Genomic DNA, 15,467 nt, shown 5'->3' with positions numbered 1-15,467 from the left:
AACAAGCGGTTACATAATTTTAAAAATTAGGAAAACCTAGTATGCATCAAAATAATCCACAAATTTTAATTGTTGAAGATGAAGCGGTAACCCGAAATATGTTAAAAAACATCTTCGAAGCAGAAGGCTATCAAGTATATGAAGCAACGGACGGCTCTCAAATGCACGAAGTGCTTGAACAGCAAACAATTAACCTTGTTATTATGGACATTAATTTACCTGGTAAAAATGGGTTAATGCTTGCCAGAGAATTGCGTGAAGACACTGAAGTTGCGTTGATGTTCTTAACAGGGCGAGATAACGAAATTGATAAAATTTTGGGCTTGGAAATCGGGGCGGATGATTACATCACCAAACCATTTAACCCCCGAGAGCTGACTATCCGAGCAAGAAATTTACTTAACCGCACGATGGTGGAAGAGAAAGAGACAATCTCAACATCACAAAATATTGATCAATATCGCTTTAATGGCTGGACACTTGATATCAACAGCCGTAGCCTAATTACTCCAGAGGGCGAAGAGAATAAACTTCCACGTAGCGAATTTAGGGCACTACTGCATTTCTGTGAGAATCCTGGCAAAATTCAAACCCGTGAAGATTTATTGCTCAAAATGACTGGGCGTAAACTTAAGCCACACGATAGAACCGTGGATGTGACGATTCGTCGTATTCGCAAACATTTTGAAGATCATCCAAACACACCTGAAATTATCGTGACGATCCACGGTGAAGGCTACCGTTTTTGTGGTGAATTGGAATAGTGAGAAGCTTATCTTAAAATAGTTGAAAATTTATAAGGGTGTGTTCAACACGCCCCTACACTTGAGCAACAAAGTTGCTACATTAATTGTTAATCCATTGTGAACCCTACTTAAAGAGGATAAAGAATGAAAAAATTACTCGTATTAGCTATCGCTGGTGCATTTTCTGCATCAGCATTCTCAGCACCTGTTGGCGAAACCTTTACAGGTATAGGCGTAAGCTCAGATTTAACCACTGCAAAATATAAAGCAAACGGTGTTACTGGTAAACAATCGACAGGTCCTGTACTGGTTGTTGATTACGGTATGGACTACGGCAACAATCTAGTAGGTGTTGCTCAAGCAAAATCTAAAATTGGCAGCACAAAAGTCACTGGTGATGTGAAACAAAAAAACAAATACACCATCGGTTATCAACAGGGCTACCGCGTAGGTTCTGACTTGCTTCCATACGTAAAAGTTGATACAAGCTCAAGCAAAATCGGAGATGAAACCTATCGTGGTTTTGGCTACGGAGCGGGTGCTAAATATGCTGTTTCAAGCAATATTGAAGTGGGTGCAGAATATACTCGCAATAACCTGAAACGTAGTGGCACTAAACTCAAAGGTAACGATTTTAGTGCAAATGTTGGGTACCGTTTCTAATACTGAGATATACCTAAAAATAGACGGGGGATTCTGATCATTCATCCCCCTTATTTTCTAATAAAACGACTACATTTTCTCTTTCTTCATCATTTTCGCTTGTTTCATTTTTTTATCCGCCTTCATTTTTTTCTCTGATTTCATCATCTTATCTGATGGCATTTTCATCTGATCCATTTTCATCGCATCAGATTTCATCATTGGTTCTGACTTCATTGGCTCTGCCATCATGGGTTCTGATTTCATTGGCATGGCGTCAGATTTCATTTCTTCTGCATAAACGGTTGTTGCACCAAATAACATAGTCATACCTAAGATTGCGCTTTTCAATGTAATATTTTTCATTTTAAATTTCCTTTTTTGAGTGGTAAAAATAGTATTGAAAGAAATTGTTTCTTTCATGTTATTAGACGAAAAACTCTTTCATTTCTTACAAAAAAAATTTTAAAGGAATTAAAATGACCGTTATTTCAGAAAGGGAACTTGAGCAAATTCGTGTGCAAATGCTGAAATTTGCCGAATTACAGCTGCACCATACCGATCTTGCTGAGGATTTAGTACAAGAAGCATTTTTAAGTGCATTTAACAATCTCGCGAATTTTAAACATCAAGCCGCTTTTAAAACTTGGGTTTTTGCTATTCTAAAAAATAAAATTATTGATTACTTTCGCCAGAAAGGTCGCTTTGTATTAGAAAGCGAGATTGAAGATGAACAGTCAACTAATACATTTTTTGATGATACAGGGCATTGGAAAATAGAATATTATCCGAGCGAATTACAGGGCGAAGAGGAAACGGTGTATTCTGATGAGTTTTGGTTGATTTTCGAAACCTGCCTGACTTGTTTACCCGCTAAACATGCCAAAATTTTTATGATGAGAGAGTTTTTAGAATTGTCATCGGATGAAATTTGTCAAGAAGCTCAGCTTACCACATCCAACTTGCATACCACACTTTATCGGGCCCGTTTGCAGTTGCAAAATTGTCTATCAAAAAAACTTTAGGAGAAAATTATGCGTTGTCGCCAAGCCACTCGAATGATTTCCGAATCGCACGAACGTTCATTAGATATACAAGAAAAAGTTGGGTTAAAAGTTCATTTAGTTACCTGTCCACATTGCCGCCGTTTTCAAAGAAATTGCGAAACCTTAAGCGAGATGATGAAGCAATTTAGGGATGCTGAAAACCATCTATAGAATAAACTGATGGGTAGCAAAAAATAAGCGGTTGAATTTGCAAAATATTTTACAACTTCAACCGCTTATTGTTAAAAATACTTTATTTTACTTTTTCTAATAATGAAATCATTTTTCTAAGCATTTCTAATTCTTTTTCTTTCTGCTCTAATAATTCATCTTTATGAATAAGTTGTAATTTTAATTTTTCAATTTCAATTATTAAAGAGTCGTTATTTCCATAATAGTTAGTTGATGTATTATTTCCATTTTCATTTAATAAAAATATAATACCTCTATTCTCATCCACTAATTCAGACAAATTCATATTAAATATCTGAGCAATTTGCACTAATTTATCGTATTGTAGGCGAGTTTCACCTCGTTCAATCTTGGCATAACCACTTGGCGACATATTCATTTTCTCAGCCATATCTTCTTGCGATAATTGACGAAACTCTCTCATCATACGAATTTTATCATGCATTCCCATCTAAATTTAATCCTTTCCAAATTGAGCAATTTTTGCCGAAATTAGGTGCTATTTTGTCCTTTTTGTTGCTGTTTTTAATGGTTAAACTTCCATAAAATTTATCCGCATTTACTTATGCAACTGATGTATTTTCACACATTTAGAGGTCTTAATCTATGAAAAAATTACTTATTGTAACTATGTTATCTACTTTAGCGCTATCAGCTCAAGCTCAATGGTATGTTCAAGGCGATTTAGGTGCTTCAAAAATTGACATTACTGATGCAAATAGTTCAAGCAGTTCATCTTTTACTCAACGAATTAGTGTTGGATATGCTTTTGATAAGAACTTTCGTTTAGCCGTAGATTATACAAACTACGGGAAAGTAACTGCAAATTATGCTGATGTTGCAGATGTATCTCTTAAAGTTAAATCATTAGGCTTCACTGGTTTTTATGATTTTGACTTAGCCGATTTCAAACCTTATGTTGGTGTCCGTGTATCTACCAATAAAGCGGATGTAACTGCAAATGCACGTTCAAGATATTATAGCGTAGAAGCTTCTGCAACCGAAACGAGAACAGGCATTGGTGCATTAGCTGGTGTTCAATATAAATTAGCTGATAACGTGGCACTTAATACTAATATTGAATATAACCGTTTAGCCTCAGATGTTTCTGATGTGGGTGTTAAGGCTGGTTTACGTTTTAGTTTCTAATGGGTGTTTTATGAAACAGTTATTTGCAAGAGCATCAATTATAGGGTTAGCTTTATTACTTTCAGCTTGTGCAACCGTTCCTATGGCTTCTGTTGAAGAAAGTAATACCGCCAAACAATTCAGATCTCCCGAAAAAGGCAATTCAGGATTATATATCTACCGTGATTCTTTTATAGGAAAAGCTTTAAAGAAAGATCTTTATATTGATGATAAATTTATAGGTGAGTCTGCTCCTGATGTCTTTTTTTATAAAACAGTTAAAGCTGGAGATCATAAAATTTCAACTGAATCCGAATTCAGCAATAATGATTTAAACATTAAAACTGAAAGTGGTAAAAACTATTTTATTCGTCAATATATTAAATTTGGTGTATTTGTAGGCGGTGCAAATTTAGAACAAGTTTCTGAAGAAGAAGGTAAGAAGGATATTTCTAAACTAAATATGGCAGTAAGCCATTAGAATTCTGCTCTAACAATATTATTTTATTTAAACAAGACTAAGTCTATATCTAATTTAGACTTAGTCTTTTCTATTTAAAATTCCCCTCTTATTCCAACCACAATTCAAACTTAAGTAAAAAAATCTGTAAGAAATCTGATTCTTCGCCGTCTAACCTTATGTAACGTTAATTTTCACATCATAAGGAAAAACAATGAAACTATCAAAAACATTTCTATTCATTACCGCACTTTGCTGTGCAACACCAACTTTAGCAATACAAAATTCAATATCATCATCTGGAGAACAAAAAATGGCAATGGAAAATACGCAAAACATTCGAGAAATTTATCTTGCTGGTGGCTGTTTCTGGGGTATGGAAGCATATATGGAGCGTATTCACGGTGTGAAAGATGCGATTTCTGGCTATGCCAATGGTAATACGGAGAAAACCAGTTATCAGATGATTGGGGTAACCGATCACGCAGAAACGGTAAAAGTCACTTACGATGCAAATCAAATTTCGCTCGATAAATTATTGCAATATTATTTTAAAGTGATTGATCCAACGAGTGTAAATAAACAAGGAAACGATCGTGGCAGACAATATCGCACAGGGATTTATTATCAAGATGGGGCAGATAAAGCGGTGATCGAACAAGCTCTCGCCCAGCTTCAAACCAAATATAAAAAACCAGTGCAAATTGAGGTGCAACCGCTTAAAAATTACATTGTAGCGGAAGAATATCATCAAGATTATTTGAAGAAAAATCCAAATGGTTATTGCCATATTGATATTACCAAAGCAGATGAACCTGTGATTGATGAGAAAGATTATCCGAAACCGAGTGATGCAGAACTCAAAGTGAAATTAACACCATTGCAATATTCCGTTACTCAAAATAAACATACTGAACGCTCTTTCAGTAACGAATATTGGGATAATTTCCAACCGGGTATTTATGTTGATGTCACCACAGGCGAGCCTGTTTTTTCTTCAAATGATAAATTTGAATCGGGTTGTGGCTGGCCGAGTTTTACGAAACCAATAGCAAAAGAGGTAGTGCATTATCAAACGGATAATAGTTTTAATATGCAACGTACCGAGGTGTTAAGCCGTGCGGGCAATGCCCATTTGGGTCACGTTTTTGACGACGGTCCGAAAGATAAAGGTGGTTTGCGTTATTGCATTAACAGCGCATCAATTAAATTTATTCCGTTAGCCGAAATGGAAAAGGCAGGATACGGATATTTGATTCAATCAATTAAAAAATAAGGAGGTGTAGGATGTTAGATCAACAACTCCTTATTGGAACGGTATTTTTAGCGGGACTTGCTTCTTTTCTTTCGCCTTGTATTTTCCCGATTATTCCAATTTATTTTGGTATTTTGAGTAAAGGTGGTAAAAAAGTCCTAAATACTTTTTTATTTATTTTAGGGCTTTCCCTTACGTTTGTAAGTTTAGGCTTTAGTTTTGGTTTTTTAGGGAATATTTTATTTAGTAACACCACCCGCATTATCGCTGGCGTTATCGTGATTATTTTGGGTATTCATCAACTTGGCATTTTCAAAATTGGCTTGTTGGAACGCACGAAATTGGTGGAAATCAAAACATCAGGAAAATCGACCGCCCTTGAGGCATTTGTGCTTGGTTTAACGTTTAGTCTTGGTTGGACACCTTGTATTGGCCCGATTCTGGCTTCCGTGTTAGCTTTATCAGGCGATGAAGGCTCTGCACTTTACGGTGCATCGATGATGTTTGTTTATGTTTTAGGCTTGGCAACGCCTTTTGTACTGTTTTCGTTCTTCTCTGACAGCTTACTAAAACGTGCTAAAGGGTTAAATAAACACTTAGACAAATTTAAAATCGGTGGCGGAATTTTAATTATCGTGATGGGCATTTTATTGATTACGAATAATTTTTCGTAAAACATAACCTCAACAAAATAAATCTATAAAAGGAAAAAACAATGAAAAAACTACTATCAATATTTCTAATGGCATTCAGCTTAAACGCTTTTGCACAAACTAATTTAGCGGATGTGCAACTCAAAGATTTAAACAATCAGCCAGTTACTTTAAGCCAATATAAAGGCAAACCTGTGTATGTAAAAATGTGGGCATCTTGGTGTCCGATCTGTTTGGCAGGATTAGCTGAAATTGATGATTTAAGTGCGGAAAAAGATCGCAATTTTGAAGTGATTACCATTGTTTCGCCCGATCACAAAGGCGAAAAAGGCACTGCTGATTTTATTGAGTGGTACAAAGGATTGGAATATAAAAATATCACAGTGCTTTTAGATGAAAAAGGCGAAATCATTGATAAAGCAAGAGTGCGAGGCTATCCGTTCAATCTCTTTTTAGATAGTGATTTAAACCTGAAAAAAACCGTACCAGGGCATTTAGGAGCTGAACAAATCCGAGTGTTTGCTGAAAAATAACGATGATAAGCGGCTTATTTCTAAGCCGCTTTTACAATGGAAGAACATTTGTGCAGCTCGAGCGTAGTTGAAGAGTGAGATTTGGTAAAAAGCAAATAATAGTTTAACTTCTTGCTCGGTTATTTACTTTACTGGAATAATCAGGTATTTTATTGTAGCCTTCTCACAGAGAAGGTGTGATTTTAATTCCATTCAATGATAATCAGACCAACGGAGTTTAACTATGGCTGAACAAATCGTCCCTTCTAATGATGTTATTCTTAAAGCAGTGCAAGACACTTTAGTGATTTCAACTACTGATTTACAAGGCGTGATCACTTACGCAAACGATCTTTTCTGCAAATTAACAGGCTATTCTCGTGAAGAATTAATCGGTCAACCACACAATCTTGTGCGTCACCCTTCTGTGCCAAAAGAAGTGTACAAAGATATGTGGGATACTATCCAAGCAGGTAAAATTTGGACAGGTATCGTGCCAAACGTAGGTAAAGGTGGTGTGGTTTATGTGGTAGATACCACCGTTCAGCCAATTTTTGACGAAGCGGGCAACATCACCAGCTACATCAGCGTGCGTCGTGTAATCAACGATTTAATGCAAAACTTCGATGCTGTAGAATTATCAAAAGAAGTATTCGACGACTACTACGATAAATAATCAACGATTCTCTTTTCGGGCGTGCTTTGGCACGCCTTTTCTTTCTTGATATATGAAAGGAACTGCTATGTCTCAACCCATTTCTCATATTCATATCGCCTACGGTTCTGAATCGGGCAATACCGAAGCACTTGCCAAGCAACTCCATCAGCTTGATTGGCTACAAGGCCACCAACCTAGCCTTTGCACCCTGGATGAACTAGATTTTTCTTGCCTACAAGCGGACGATTTATTGCTGATTTTAACCAGCTCGTTCGGTGATGGCGAACCACCAGCCAATGCCGATGAATTTGCAAATTCTTTGGAAAATTTGACCGCTTTCCCGTGCCGTTATGCCCTATTCGGTTTGGGCGATACCAGTTATGATAAATTCTGCGGTTTCAGCCAACAAATCGAAGCCTTGCTTAATCAAAAACAAGCGAAAGCTCTGATTGCTCGTGTAGATGCGGATCTCAACTATCAATCTATATTCAAACAATGGCTGCCACTCTTGCAACAAGTTCTACAAACACCTGCAAACGAAACGTTAGCCCACGATCTTTCCGTTAAAGTTTATAACGAAAAAACCGTGTATGAAGCAGAAGTGTTGGAAATCAAACATTTGGCACAATCTGAACCTGCCGTTTACCACTTACGTCTATCACTACAAAACAGCGGAATTTTCTACCAAGCAGGCGATTTAGTTTATGTGCAAGTCAGACAACCTGATGAGGCATTAGCTCTTTATGAAAACTGGTTTGAGCAATCAGCAGAAGGCTTACGCAACAAGGAATTACGCCTATTAAGCAAAAATGTATTGCGTGATTTAAATAAAATTTTAGATAATGCTGAGCTGAAAAACTTGCTCAAAATTTCCAATAAAAAAGCGTTGGAAACCTATTTATATGGACGTGATTTGCTTGATGTTTTGCGTGATTTTGATGTAGAAAAACGCATTTCTCTACAAGATCTTGCAGAATGCTTACCAAATTTAACCGCTCGTGCCTATTCCATCAGCTCTTGTGGTAAAACGCACCCTGAATATGTCGATCTCTGCGTACGTCACGTTCATTATCAGCTCAATGAACGTAGTTACCAAGGCACAGCAAGCGATCAGCTTGCACACCTCAAAGAAGGGCAAAGATTACCGATTTTCATCAAATCGAACGCAACATTCCACTTACCTGAAAATCTCAACGCACCAGTAGTGATGATTGGATCGGGTGCAGGCATTGCACCGCATATTGGTTTCTTGGATTATTTAGCACAACAACCAAATAAAGTAGAGAGCTACCTCTTCTTTGGTGAACGCCATCAAGCCAAAGATTTTCTTTATGAAGAACAGCTCAACGCCTATCAAACACAAGGCGTACTCACCACACTTTTCACTGCCTTTTCACGCGATCAAGCAGTCAAATTTTATGTGCAAGATGCAATGTGTGAGCAAGGCGAATTGCTTTGGAAATTGATTCAGCAAGGGGCATATTTCTACATCTGCGGCAGCAAATCAATGAGTAAAGCAGTAGATGAAGTACTATTGGAGATCGCAGATAAAATTGGTGGGCAGCCTTTCGTGGACGACTTCAATAACATCATTGCCACGCTCATTGCTGAAGGACGATTGATGAGAGATGTGTATTAATTTCAAAAATTGAACAAAGAAATGGCTGAAGAAATTTTCAGCCATTTTTCTATGTAAAATTCGATTACTACACCCAACGTCTTACCGCTTTTTTATACGCTAAATATTCCTCGCCAAATTTTTGTTCTAACATCTGTTCTTCTGGATGAATTTGTAAATAATTGATGCTCCAGATAAATAACGGAATTACCAATAAAGCGGTGGCATTTTCAAGATAAATTGCAAATGCGACAAGAAAAATGGCGATGCTGAGATACATCGGATTACGGCTAAAGCGATAGATGCCCGTTTGAACAATATGGCTAGTTTGATTTGGATGAAGTGGGCTGATAGTCGTTTTAGCAAGGCGGAATAAGATAACGCTTGCTATGCCAATGATGCCACTTAATCCAACCAACATCACAACCAACCACGTTGCCTTTGGAAAGGCAAGGATGCTCGGCAAGCAATACATTATCGTCATGCAAATTAGGCAGATAACAGGCGGTGGAATTTTGGTTTTCATTTACAAATCTCTCCTTGTTGAATTTCAAATAGTTGGTCTTGCGAATTTTTCTGCCACTGCATCTGGCTTAATTGCTCTTGGGTAATGGCGGTAACGAATACTTGCGACTGGCTTTCGCGCAGGCGTTGTGAGAGCAATTCACGTTTGACGGGATCAAGCTCTGAAGCAAAATCGTCAATCAAGAAAATACAAGGTTTCTCTTTTTGGGCGGTTAAATATTCGCCTTGGGCTAATCGTAAGGCGCACATTAAGAGCTTTAACTGCCCACGAGAAAGCACATCTTCCACAGGCAAGCCGTTGGCTCGGAAACGGAAATCCGCTTTTTGTGCTCCTAACATTGTGTAGCCTAATGAGCAGTCTCGCTCGAAGCCTTGTTGTAAGATCTCCGCATAATCTGTCCCTTTTTCCCAACCTTGATAAAAGCTGACCGAAATCTCTAATTCAGGCAAGAAAAAGGCACAATGGCGAGCAATTTCAGGCGTGATGGCGGCAGCATATTCGGCTCGCATAGCGGTCACATTTTGGGTGGTTTTTACCAATTCAATATCCCAATGTTTCAACTCATTGTAACTTCGAACTTGATGTAATGCGGCATTGCGCTGTTTAAGTAGGCGTTTGAGATTTACCCATTGTGGATAAAAATCACTCTGTTGGTGGAATAAGCCCCAATCCAAAAAAGCACGGCGGTAGATCGGTCCACCATTGAGCAAGGTTAAACCTTCGGGGGTAATGACTTGCATAGGTAGCAGATGAGCAAGATCGGCAATTTTATTGCCATCTTCACTGTTGATTTTAAGTGTAGTATTGCCCGAACGCTGTTTTTGCAATCCGACCGTCCAGCTATGTTTTTCCTCATCAATTTTACCGTGCAAAACAAAATTTTCTGCCTCGTAATTGATTACACGGTTGCTGATATGACTTTTAAACGAACGACCGTGTCCGAGGTAAAAAACCGCTTCAAGCAAGCTGGTTTTGCCGCTTCCATTGTGTCCGATGATAAAGTTAAAATTCGGGCTGAGATCAAGCTCAGCTGAGGAAATGTTGCGGAAATTTTGAATGATAAGGCGAGATAGGGGCATAGAAAGTTCTGATGATTAAAAGGATGATTAACATCACTTTCGTAGGAAAGGGGTTATTCCCTCCCAATTAAAGAATATTGGGCGGGGATAAATCCCGCCACTACGCAAAGAGCAATGTTGTTGCTAGGATAAACAACTATAACCTCATCGGCATAATTACATATTCTGCCGTATTGTTATCGCAATCTTCGATTAAACAACTTGAGCTTGCATCCACTAGGCTAAAACGCACGCGTTCGCATTTGAGTGTATTTAATACATCTAACACATAGCTTACGTTGAAACCAACTTCCATTGCAGGGCTTCGATAGTTCACATCAATGATCTCTTCCGCTTCTTCTTGCTCTGGGTTGTTTGCATTGATTTTGAGTACATCATTATCGAGCGATAAACGCACACCACGGAATTTTTCGTTTGATAAAATCGCGGCACGCATTAACGCTCGGCGAAGCACTTCGGTATCAGCTTCTAAAATACGATCAGCATTGCGCGGCAATACACGGCGATAGTCTGGGAAGCGTCCATCAATCAATTTTGAGGTAAAGACTATGCCATTCATTGTCATGCGGATATTGCTTGAGCCAATCTCTAAACGCACGATTTCGTTACTTACGCTTAACAAGCGGGAGAGTTCTAACACCGCTTTACGAGGAACGATCACAGAGTGCGAAACCAGTTCTTGCGTGAGTGGCATTGTGCAGACTGCAAGACGATGACCATCGGTTGCAACTGTACGCAATAAATTGCCTTCGGTTTCGAATTTCATCCCATTTAAGAAGTAACGAGCATCTTGGTTCGCCATTGAGAATTGGGTTGCATCAATTAAGCGGGCAAAAGTCGCTTGTTCAATGCTGAAATCCACTTCTGGCGTCCAATCCATTAAGTTTGGGTAGTCGTTTGCGGGTAAAGTCGCTAAGCTAAATTTACTGCGACCTGCTTTAACTATAGCTTTATCTTCTTCGAACTGTACCGAAATGAGACTATCTTCAGGTAAACTCTTTGAAATATCTAAGAATTTTTTTGCTGGAATAGTAAATTTTCCTGAAAAATCGACCGCTTGAGCCAGTTGAGCTTCGGTGCTTAATTCCACCTCTAAGTCGGTTCCCGTAAGAGAAAGACGATCGCCTTCTACTTTAAGTAAAATGTTGTTAATAATAGGCAACGTTGGACGGCTTGCAAGTACACCGCACACTTGTTGCAAGGGTTTAAGTAAATGTTCTCTGGTAATCGAAAATAACATAACCGTTCCTAATCGTCGTTTTTATGATGATAATTTGCGTGTTAAAAGTGTGTAATCTTCTTGGATGCTGGTATCAGAATCACGTAATTCTGCAATGGTTTTGCAAGCGTGCATCACGGTAGTGTGATCGCGTCCGCCGAACTCTCGTCCAATTTCAGGCAAGCTATGATTGGTCAGCTCTTTTGCCAATGCCATCGCGATTTGGCGTGGACGTGCAATGGTTCGTGTGCGACTTTTCGATTTAATATCCGCCAATTTAATGTTGTAATGATCTGCAACAATACGTTGAATATTTTCGATCGTAATCAGCTGCTCATAAGCCGCAAAACGATCGCGTAATACTTCGCGAGCCATATCAATGGTAATTGGGCGATGAGTAACGGTTTGCCACGCAATAACCGAGTTTAGTGCTCCTTCTAGCTCACGCACGTGTGTGCGTAATTTTTGTCCGATTAAATACGCCACATCTTCTAATAATTCTACGCCTCGTTCTTCCGCTTTTTTACGCAAAATTGCCACGCGTGTTTCTAATTCTGGCGGTTCGATCGTGGAGCTAATGCCACAGCTTAAACGCGACTTGATCAGCGGATCAATGCCTTCAATATTTTTCGGATAAACATTTGAGGTTAAGATCACTTGTTTACCTTGATCGAACAGAGCATTTAATAAGTGCAAAAACTCTTCTTGTACTTTCGGCTTATCTGCTAAAAACTGGATATCGTCAATCATCAACACATCCAATGAGCGGTAGAATTTTTTGAGTTTATCTGCCTCTTGGCTGTTGGTGTTGATCGCTTTCAAAATATCGCGATAAAAACGTTCCGAATGAATATAAAGAATGCGTAAATTTGGCATTTTTTTCAGCAATGCATTGCCGATCGCGTGTAATAAGTGGGTTTTGCCTAAACCCGTATTGGCATAAAGCGAAAGCGGGTTGCAGTGGCTTTGCCCCAGCTCGTTTACCACTTGCTGTGCTACCGCTTTAGCGAGCTGGTTTGAACGACCTTGTACAAAGTTATCAAAGTGCTGACCAGGGTTAATTCCCGTTTTAAAGGTGCTAGTTGTCGGATCTTGCTGAGCATTTTGCGTTGCTTCCGCACGTTTTTCATTCGGGCGGATCCCCACTCGAGTGGTGACGATCAAGGCCTCATTTTTGGACAAAAAACGGGTAAGATCAATGATCTCGCTCAAGAAGTTGTCTTTTACCCATTTCTCAACAAACTGATTTTGAGCATAAAGTGTTAATTCTCCATCGCTAAAACTCGCCTGTAACGGGCGTAGCCAAGTGCTATAGTCCGTAGGCGATACTTTTGATTGTAAATGATTAAGGCAATCCGCCCAAAGAGAAGACACGATTTACTCCAAAAACTTGTGAAAAAGGTTATCTATAATACCTTAAAATCTTGTGGAAATCTTGCAAATTTTTCAGAAAAAATCACCGCTTGTTTTTCTTCAAGCAATTTGCGGAAATTTCCGCTATAATTCGCTTCATTTACATCCATTACATTAAAAGAGAACAATGAAAGAATCGATCATTAGCAAGTTAGAAAGTTTAAGTGAACGCCACGAAGAGTTGCAGGCATTGTTAGGCGATGCTTCTGTGATTTCAGATCAAGACAAATTCCGTGCTTATTCTAAAGAATATTCTCAATTAGAAGAGGTGGTTAGCACCTTCAATCGCTGGAAAAAGCTCAACAACGATATTGAAGATGCACAAATCCTCTTAGACGATCCTGATATGAAAGAAATTGCCGAAGAAGAGATCGCCGAAAATAAAACAGAGATCGAGCAGCTTGAGCAACACTTGCAAATTCTCTTACTGCCAAAAGATCCGAACGATGAATACAACGCCTTCTTAGAAATCCGTGCAGGAACGGGCGGTGATGAGGCGGGTATTTTCGCAGGTGATTTATATCGTATGTATAGCCGTTATTGTGAAAGCAAACGCTGGCGTATCGAAGAGCTTTCTGCTAATGAAAGCGAGCAGGGCGGATACAAAGAGATCATCGTGAAAATTTCAGGCGAAGGCGTGTATGGTCAGCTTAAATTTGAATCAGGTGGTCACCGCGTACAACGCGTACCAAAAACCGAATCGCAAGGACGTATTCATACCTCAGCTTGTACTGTGGCGGTGATGCCAGAATTACCAGAATCGGAAATGCCAGAAATCAATCCTGCAGATTTGCGTATTGATACTTACCGCTCATCAGGTGCGGGTGGTCAGCACGTTAATACCACCGATTCTGCAGTGCGTATTACCCACCTTCCAACAGGGATTGTAGTGGAATGTCAAGATGAACGCTCACAACACAAAAATAAAGCAAAAGCATTGGCGGTATTGGCTTCACGCATTGTACAAGTAGAACAAGAACGCCAAGCGGCAGAGCAAGCGGACACCCGACGTAACTTACTTGGTTCGGGCGACCGTTCAGATAAAATCCGTACTTATAACTACCCGCAAGGTCGTGTAACGGATCACCGGATCAACCTTACTGTTTACCGCTTAGATGAAGTGATGAACGGCAAAATTGATGAGTTGATTCAACCAATCATTACCGAATATCAAGCTGACCAATTAGCTGCGTTATCTGAAAATGCATAATGAAATTTGCCCTCATTTAGAGGGCATAAAATTTTAAGGAAATCAAAATGCTAAAACGTTTATCGGTAATTTTTTCACTTTTTTTAACCGCTTGCACTAACAATATTTTTACCGCAGGAGGTAAATCGGCGCCATCAGAAAACTCTTCTGTTTCACGCCACTATTTTGTCGGGAAATGGGCGTGTGAAATGAATGGTGGCAATATTGGTTCGTCAAATACGGTAAAACTAGCGAAAGATGGTTATGCGGACTATGTCGGAACATTCACTATTCCAAAAGAGGATCCTCTATTTCAATATCAATTAGAACGTATTGGCACTTGGGCTTTTGCAAATGATATTCTGACTTATCAATTCAGCAAAAGTAATTTCACACGAGCGCATACTTTTGATATGTTGAAGAAAATTAAAACAGATAAGAATCTGAATGCAGAAGAGAATGCAACTTTTGATGGGCTTTCTGCTCAAATGAACAAATCAAATGCAAAATCTGTTTCACTTGTGGTGAGTGATTTTACTGATCAAAGTTTTGTAATTACGCAAAAATTACCTGAAATGACAAGAACTGGAATTTGTAAAAAGATACTTTAATAGAAATGAATATATAACAACGGCATATTAAATTTTGGGATGCAGAGCAAATTTTATAATATGCCGTTTTTTATTAAAGCTAATTAATCCACCAACTTCGTTCCATATAAGTACGTGTAACCAAATGGACTTTGTTTGTAACCTTGCACACGTTTGCTAGTTGGGGCAAAGTTAATCGAGTGAGCCACGTTAATCCACGGCGCTTGCTCATTTAAAAGTACCTGTGCTTGTTCGTAAAGTTTGGTACGCTCGCCTTTGTCCGATAAACCAATCGCTTTATCTAATAAAGCATCTAACTCTGGGCTATTAAAACGTGCGTAGTTGCTGTTGCCTATGTTTGATGAACCAAATAACGGCGATAAGAAGTTATCAGGATCGCCATTATCGCCAGACCAGCCGTAAGTCCCTGCCGTTAATTCACCTGCTTTAGTACGTTTAATGTAGTCCCCTCATTCGTAGGTCACTAATTTCGCTTTCATATACTTTTTCATTTACTTCTGCCCAGATACAATTAACAAAA

The 15,467-nt window shown here is 38.9% G+C and carries 19 protein-coding genes and 1 pseudogene; 13 read left to right on the top strand and 7 right to left on the bottom strand.

All coding sequences use genetic code 11. The features are described 5' to 3' along the window. The first annotated feature begins 41 nt into the window (after window positions 1-41). Window positions 42-764 (top strand): two-component system response regulator ArcA, encoded by a 723-nt coding sequence (gene arcA, locus DPV92_RS06395; protein ID WP_111354164.1) that lies wholly within the window; start codon window positions 42-44, stop codon window positions 762-764. A 126-nt stretch (window positions 765-890) separates the two neighbouring features. Continuing rightward, complete coding sequence (locus tag DPV92_RS06390; protein ID WP_111354163.1) at window positions 891-1,409, top strand: porin family protein; 519 nt, start codon at window positions 891-893, stop codon at window positions 1,407-1,409. A 69-nt stretch (window positions 1,410-1,478) separates the two neighbouring features. Here the strand turns inward: DPV92_RS06390 and DPV92_RS06385 are convergent, their stop codons facing one another. Next, entirely contained in the window at window positions 1,479-1,754 is a 276-nt protein-coding gene (locus tag DPV92_RS06385) for a hypothetical protein (protein WP_111354162.1), read from the bottom strand. A gap of 113 nt (window positions 1,755-1,867) precedes the next feature. Here DPV92_RS06385 and DPV92_RS06380 point away from each other — a divergent pair, with 113 nt between their 5' ends. Together DPV92_RS06380 and DPV92_RS06375 are read left to right on the top strand one after the other, a co-directional pair. Further along, complete coding sequence (locus DPV92_RS06380; RefSeq protein WP_111354161.1) at window positions 1,868-2,413, top strand: sigma-70 family RNA polymerase sigma factor; 546 nt, start codon at window positions 1,868-1,870, stop codon at window positions 2,411-2,413. A gap of 9 nt (window positions 2,414-2,422) precedes the next feature. Further along, complete coding sequence (locus DPV92_RS06375) at window positions 2,423-2,605, top strand: anti-sigma factor family protein (protein WP_111354160.1); 183 nt, start codon at window positions 2,423-2,425, stop codon at window positions 2,603-2,605. An 82-nt stretch (window positions 2,606-2,687) separates the two neighbouring features. On the opposite strand, the gene DPV92_RS06370 is transcribed toward DPV92_RS06375, so the two are convergent. Then, the gene (locus DPV92_RS06370; RefSeq protein WP_111354159.1) at window positions 2,688-3,077 is read right to left on the bottom strand and encodes a helix-turn-helix domain-containing protein; all 390 of its coding nucleotides are present in this window, start codon (window positions 3,075-3,077) and stop codon (window positions 2,688-2,690) included. 155 nt (window positions 3,078-3,232) lie between these two features. On the opposite strand from DPV92_RS06370, the gene DPV92_RS06365 reads away from it, so the two are divergent. From DPV92_RS06365 to DPV92_RS06335, 7 genes are all read left to right on the top strand, one after another. Further along, complete coding sequence (locus tag DPV92_RS06365; protein ID WP_111354158.1) at window positions 3,233-3,775, top strand: opacity family porin; 543 nt, start codon at window positions 3,233-3,235, stop codon at window positions 3,773-3,775. Window positions 3,776-3,785: 10 nt separating this feature from the next. Continuing rightward, window positions 3,786-4,235: a DUF2846 domain-containing protein gene (locus tag DPV92_RS06360; RefSeq protein ID WP_111354157.1), complete on the top strand. Its 450-nt coding sequence runs from the start codon at window positions 3,786-3,788 to the stop codon at window positions 4,233-4,235. Window positions 4,236-4,428: 193 nt separating this feature from the next. After that, complete coding sequence (gene msrAB / locus DPV92_RS06355; protein ID WP_111354156.1) at window positions 4,429-5,490, top strand: bifunctional peptide-methionine (S)-S-oxide reductase MsrA/peptide-methionine (R)-S-oxide reductase MsrB; 1,062 nt, start codon at window positions 4,429-4,431, stop codon at window positions 5,488-5,490. Between the two features lie 11 nt (window positions 5,491-5,501). Next, window positions 5,502-6,143: a cytochrome c biogenesis protein CcdA gene (locus tag DPV92_RS06350; RefSeq protein ID WP_005628783.1), complete on the top strand. Its 642-nt coding sequence runs from the start codon at window positions 5,502-5,504 to the stop codon at window positions 6,141-6,143. A 41-nt stretch (window positions 6,144-6,184) separates the two neighbouring features. Then, a complete protein-coding gene (locus DPV92_RS06345; RefSeq protein ID WP_111354155.1) occupies window positions 6,185-6,655 on the top strand; it encodes a redoxin family protein in 471 nt (156 codons plus the stop codon). A gap of 223 nt (window positions 6,656-6,878) precedes the next feature. Beyond that, on the top strand, window positions 6,879-7,310 hold the full coding sequence (locus tag DPV92_RS06340) for a PAS domain-containing protein (RefSeq protein ID WP_005709513.1): 432 nt from the start codon (window positions 6,879-6,881) through the stop codon (window positions 7,308-7,310). A gap of 67 nt (window positions 7,311-7,377) precedes the next feature. Continuing rightward, window positions 7,378-8,931, top strand: coding sequence for a diflavin oxidoreductase (locus tag DPV92_RS06335; protein WP_111354154.1), 1,554 nt, complete (start codon window positions 7,378-7,380; stop codon window positions 8,929-8,931). A gap of 67 nt (window positions 8,932-8,998) precedes the next feature. Here DPV92_RS06335 and DPV92_RS06330 read toward each other — a convergent pair whose 3' ends face one another. The 4 genes from DPV92_RS06330 to dnaA all read right to left on the bottom strand — a co-directional run bounded on the left by DPV92_RS06330 (window position 8,999) and on the right by dnaA (window position 13,108). After that, window positions 8,999-9,436 carry a methyltransferase family protein gene (locus DPV92_RS06330; RefSeq protein WP_111354153.1) on the bottom strand — a complete coding sequence of 146 codons (438 nt, stop codon included), beginning with the start codon at window positions 9,434-9,436 and terminating at the stop codon, window positions 8,999-9,001. Further along, window positions 9,433-10,515: a DNA replication/repair protein RecF gene (gene recF, locus DPV92_RS06325; RefSeq protein ID WP_111354152.1), complete on the bottom strand. Its 1,083-nt coding sequence runs from the start codon at window positions 10,513-10,515 to the stop codon at window positions 9,433-9,435. Before recF ends, DPV92_RS06330 begins: the two co-directional genes overlap by 4 nt. 136 nt (window positions 10,516-10,651) lie before the next feature. Continuing rightward, a complete protein-coding gene (gene dnaN, locus DPV92_RS06320) occupies window positions 10,652-11,755 on the bottom strand; it encodes a DNA polymerase III subunit beta (RefSeq protein WP_111354151.1) in 1,104 nt (367 codons plus the stop codon). Between the two features lie 21 nt (window positions 11,756-11,776). After that, a complete protein-coding gene (gene dnaA / locus DPV92_RS06315) occupies window positions 11,777-13,108 on the bottom strand; it encodes a chromosomal replication initiator protein DnaA (RefSeq protein ID WP_111354150.1) in 1,332 nt (443 codons plus the stop codon). 166 nt (window positions 13,109-13,274) lie between these two features. Between dnaA and prfA the strand changes: the two genes are divergently transcribed. Together prfA and DPV92_RS06305 are read left to right on the top strand one after the other, a co-directional pair. Beyond that, window positions 13,275-14,357 carry a peptide chain release factor 1 gene (gene prfA / locus DPV92_RS06310; RefSeq protein ID WP_111354149.1) on the top strand — a complete coding sequence of 361 codons (1,083 nt, stop codon included), beginning with the start codon at window positions 13,275-13,277 and terminating at the stop codon, window positions 14,355-14,357. A gap of 47 nt (window positions 14,358-14,404) precedes the next feature. Continuing rightward, the gene (locus tag DPV92_RS06305) at window positions 14,405-14,947 is read left to right on the top strand and encodes a hypothetical protein (RefSeq protein ID WP_111354148.1); all 543 of its coding nucleotides are present in this window, start codon (window positions 14,405-14,407) and stop codon (window positions 14,945-14,947) included. Window positions 14,948-15,030: 83 nt separating this feature from the next. Here the strand turns inward: DPV92_RS06305 and DPV92_RS06300 are convergent. Next, window positions 15,031-15,426: pseudogene (locus DPV92_RS06300) on the bottom strand (ABC transporter substrate-binding protein); the annotation flags it as partial. Window positions 15,427-15,467 lie beyond the last annotated feature (41 nt).

This window comes from Pseudohaemophilus paraphrohaemolyticus (assembly GCF_003253115.1).
Taxonomy (GTDB): domain Bacteria; phylum Pseudomonadota; class Gammaproteobacteria; order Enterobacterales; family Pasteurellaceae; genus Haemophilus_A; species Haemophilus_A paraphrohaemolyticus_A.
Note: the sequence above shows the minus strand (reverse complement) of the source record. Positions and strands in the feature narration are given on the sequence as shown.

What these genes read in the sequence shown, in the direction of transcription:
- DPV92_RS06375 (WP_111354160.1), top strand. Translation starts at nt 2,423, where the DNA reads ATGCGTTGTCGCCAAGCCACTCGAATGATTTCCGAATCGCACGAACGT.
- DPV92_RS06330 (WP_111354153.1), bottom strand. Translation starts at nt 9,436, where the DNA reads ATGAAAACCAAAATTCCACCGCCTGTTATCTGCCTAATTTGCATGACG.
- DPV92_RS06360 (WP_111354157.1), top strand. Translation starts at nt 3,786, where the DNA reads ATGAAACAGTTATTTGCAAGAGCATCAATTATAGGGTTAGCTTTATTA.
- dnaN (WP_111354151.1), bottom strand. Translation starts at nt 11,755, where the DNA reads ATGTTATTTTCGATTACCAGAGAACATTTACTTAAACCCTTGCAACAA.
- recF (WP_111354152.1), bottom strand. Translation starts at nt 10,515, where the DNA reads ATGCCCCTATCTCGCCTTATCATTCAAAATTTCCGCAACATTTCCTCA.
- msrAB (WP_111354156.1), top strand. Translation starts at nt 4,429, where the DNA reads ATGAAACTATCAAAAACATTTCTATTCATTACCGCACTTTGCTGTGCA.
- arcA (WP_111354164.1), top strand. Translation starts at nt 42, where the DNA reads ATGCATCAAAATAATCCACAAATTTTAATTGTTGAAGATGAAGCGGTA.
- DPV92_RS06380 (WP_111354161.1), top strand. Translation starts at nt 1,868, where the DNA reads ATGACCGTTATTTCAGAAAGGGAACTTGAGCAAATTCGTGTGCAAATG.
- DPV92_RS06385 (WP_111354162.1), bottom strand. Translation starts at nt 1,754, where the DNA reads ATGAAAAATATTACATTGAAAAGCGCAATCTTAGGTATGACTATGTTA.
- DPV92_RS06350 (WP_005628783.1), top strand. Translation starts at nt 5,502, where the DNA reads ATGTTAGATCAACAACTCCTTATTGGAACGGTATTTTTAGCGGGACTT.
- DPV92_RS06340 (WP_005709513.1), top strand. Translation starts at nt 6,879, where the DNA reads ATGGCTGAACAAATCGTCCCTTCTAATGATGTTATTCTTAAAGCAGTG.
- DPV92_RS06390 (WP_111354163.1), top strand. Translation starts at nt 891, where the DNA reads ATGAAAAAATTACTCGTATTAGCTATCGCTGGTGCATTTTCTGCATCA.
- DPV92_RS06305 (WP_111354148.1), top strand. Translation starts at nt 14,405, where the DNA reads ATGCTAAAACGTTTATCGGTAATTTTTTCACTTTTTTTAACCGCTTGC.
- prfA (WP_111354149.1), top strand. Translation starts at nt 13,275, where the DNA reads ATGAAAGAATCGATCATTAGCAAGTTAGAAAGTTTAAGTGAACGCCAC.
- DPV92_RS06365 (WP_111354158.1), top strand. Translation starts at nt 3,233, where the DNA reads ATGAAAAAATTACTTATTGTAACTATGTTATCTACTTTAGCGCTATCA.
- DPV92_RS06370 (WP_111354159.1), bottom strand. Translation starts at nt 3,077, where the DNA reads ATGGGAATGCATGATAAAATTCGTATGATGAGAGAGTTTCGTCAATTA.
- DPV92_RS06335 (WP_111354154.1), top strand. Translation starts at nt 7,378, where the DNA reads ATGTCTCAACCCATTTCTCATATTCATATCGCCTACGGTTCTGAATCG.
- DPV92_RS06345 (WP_111354155.1), top strand. Translation starts at nt 6,185, where the DNA reads ATGAAAAAACTACTATCAATATTTCTAATGGCATTCAGCTTAAACGCT.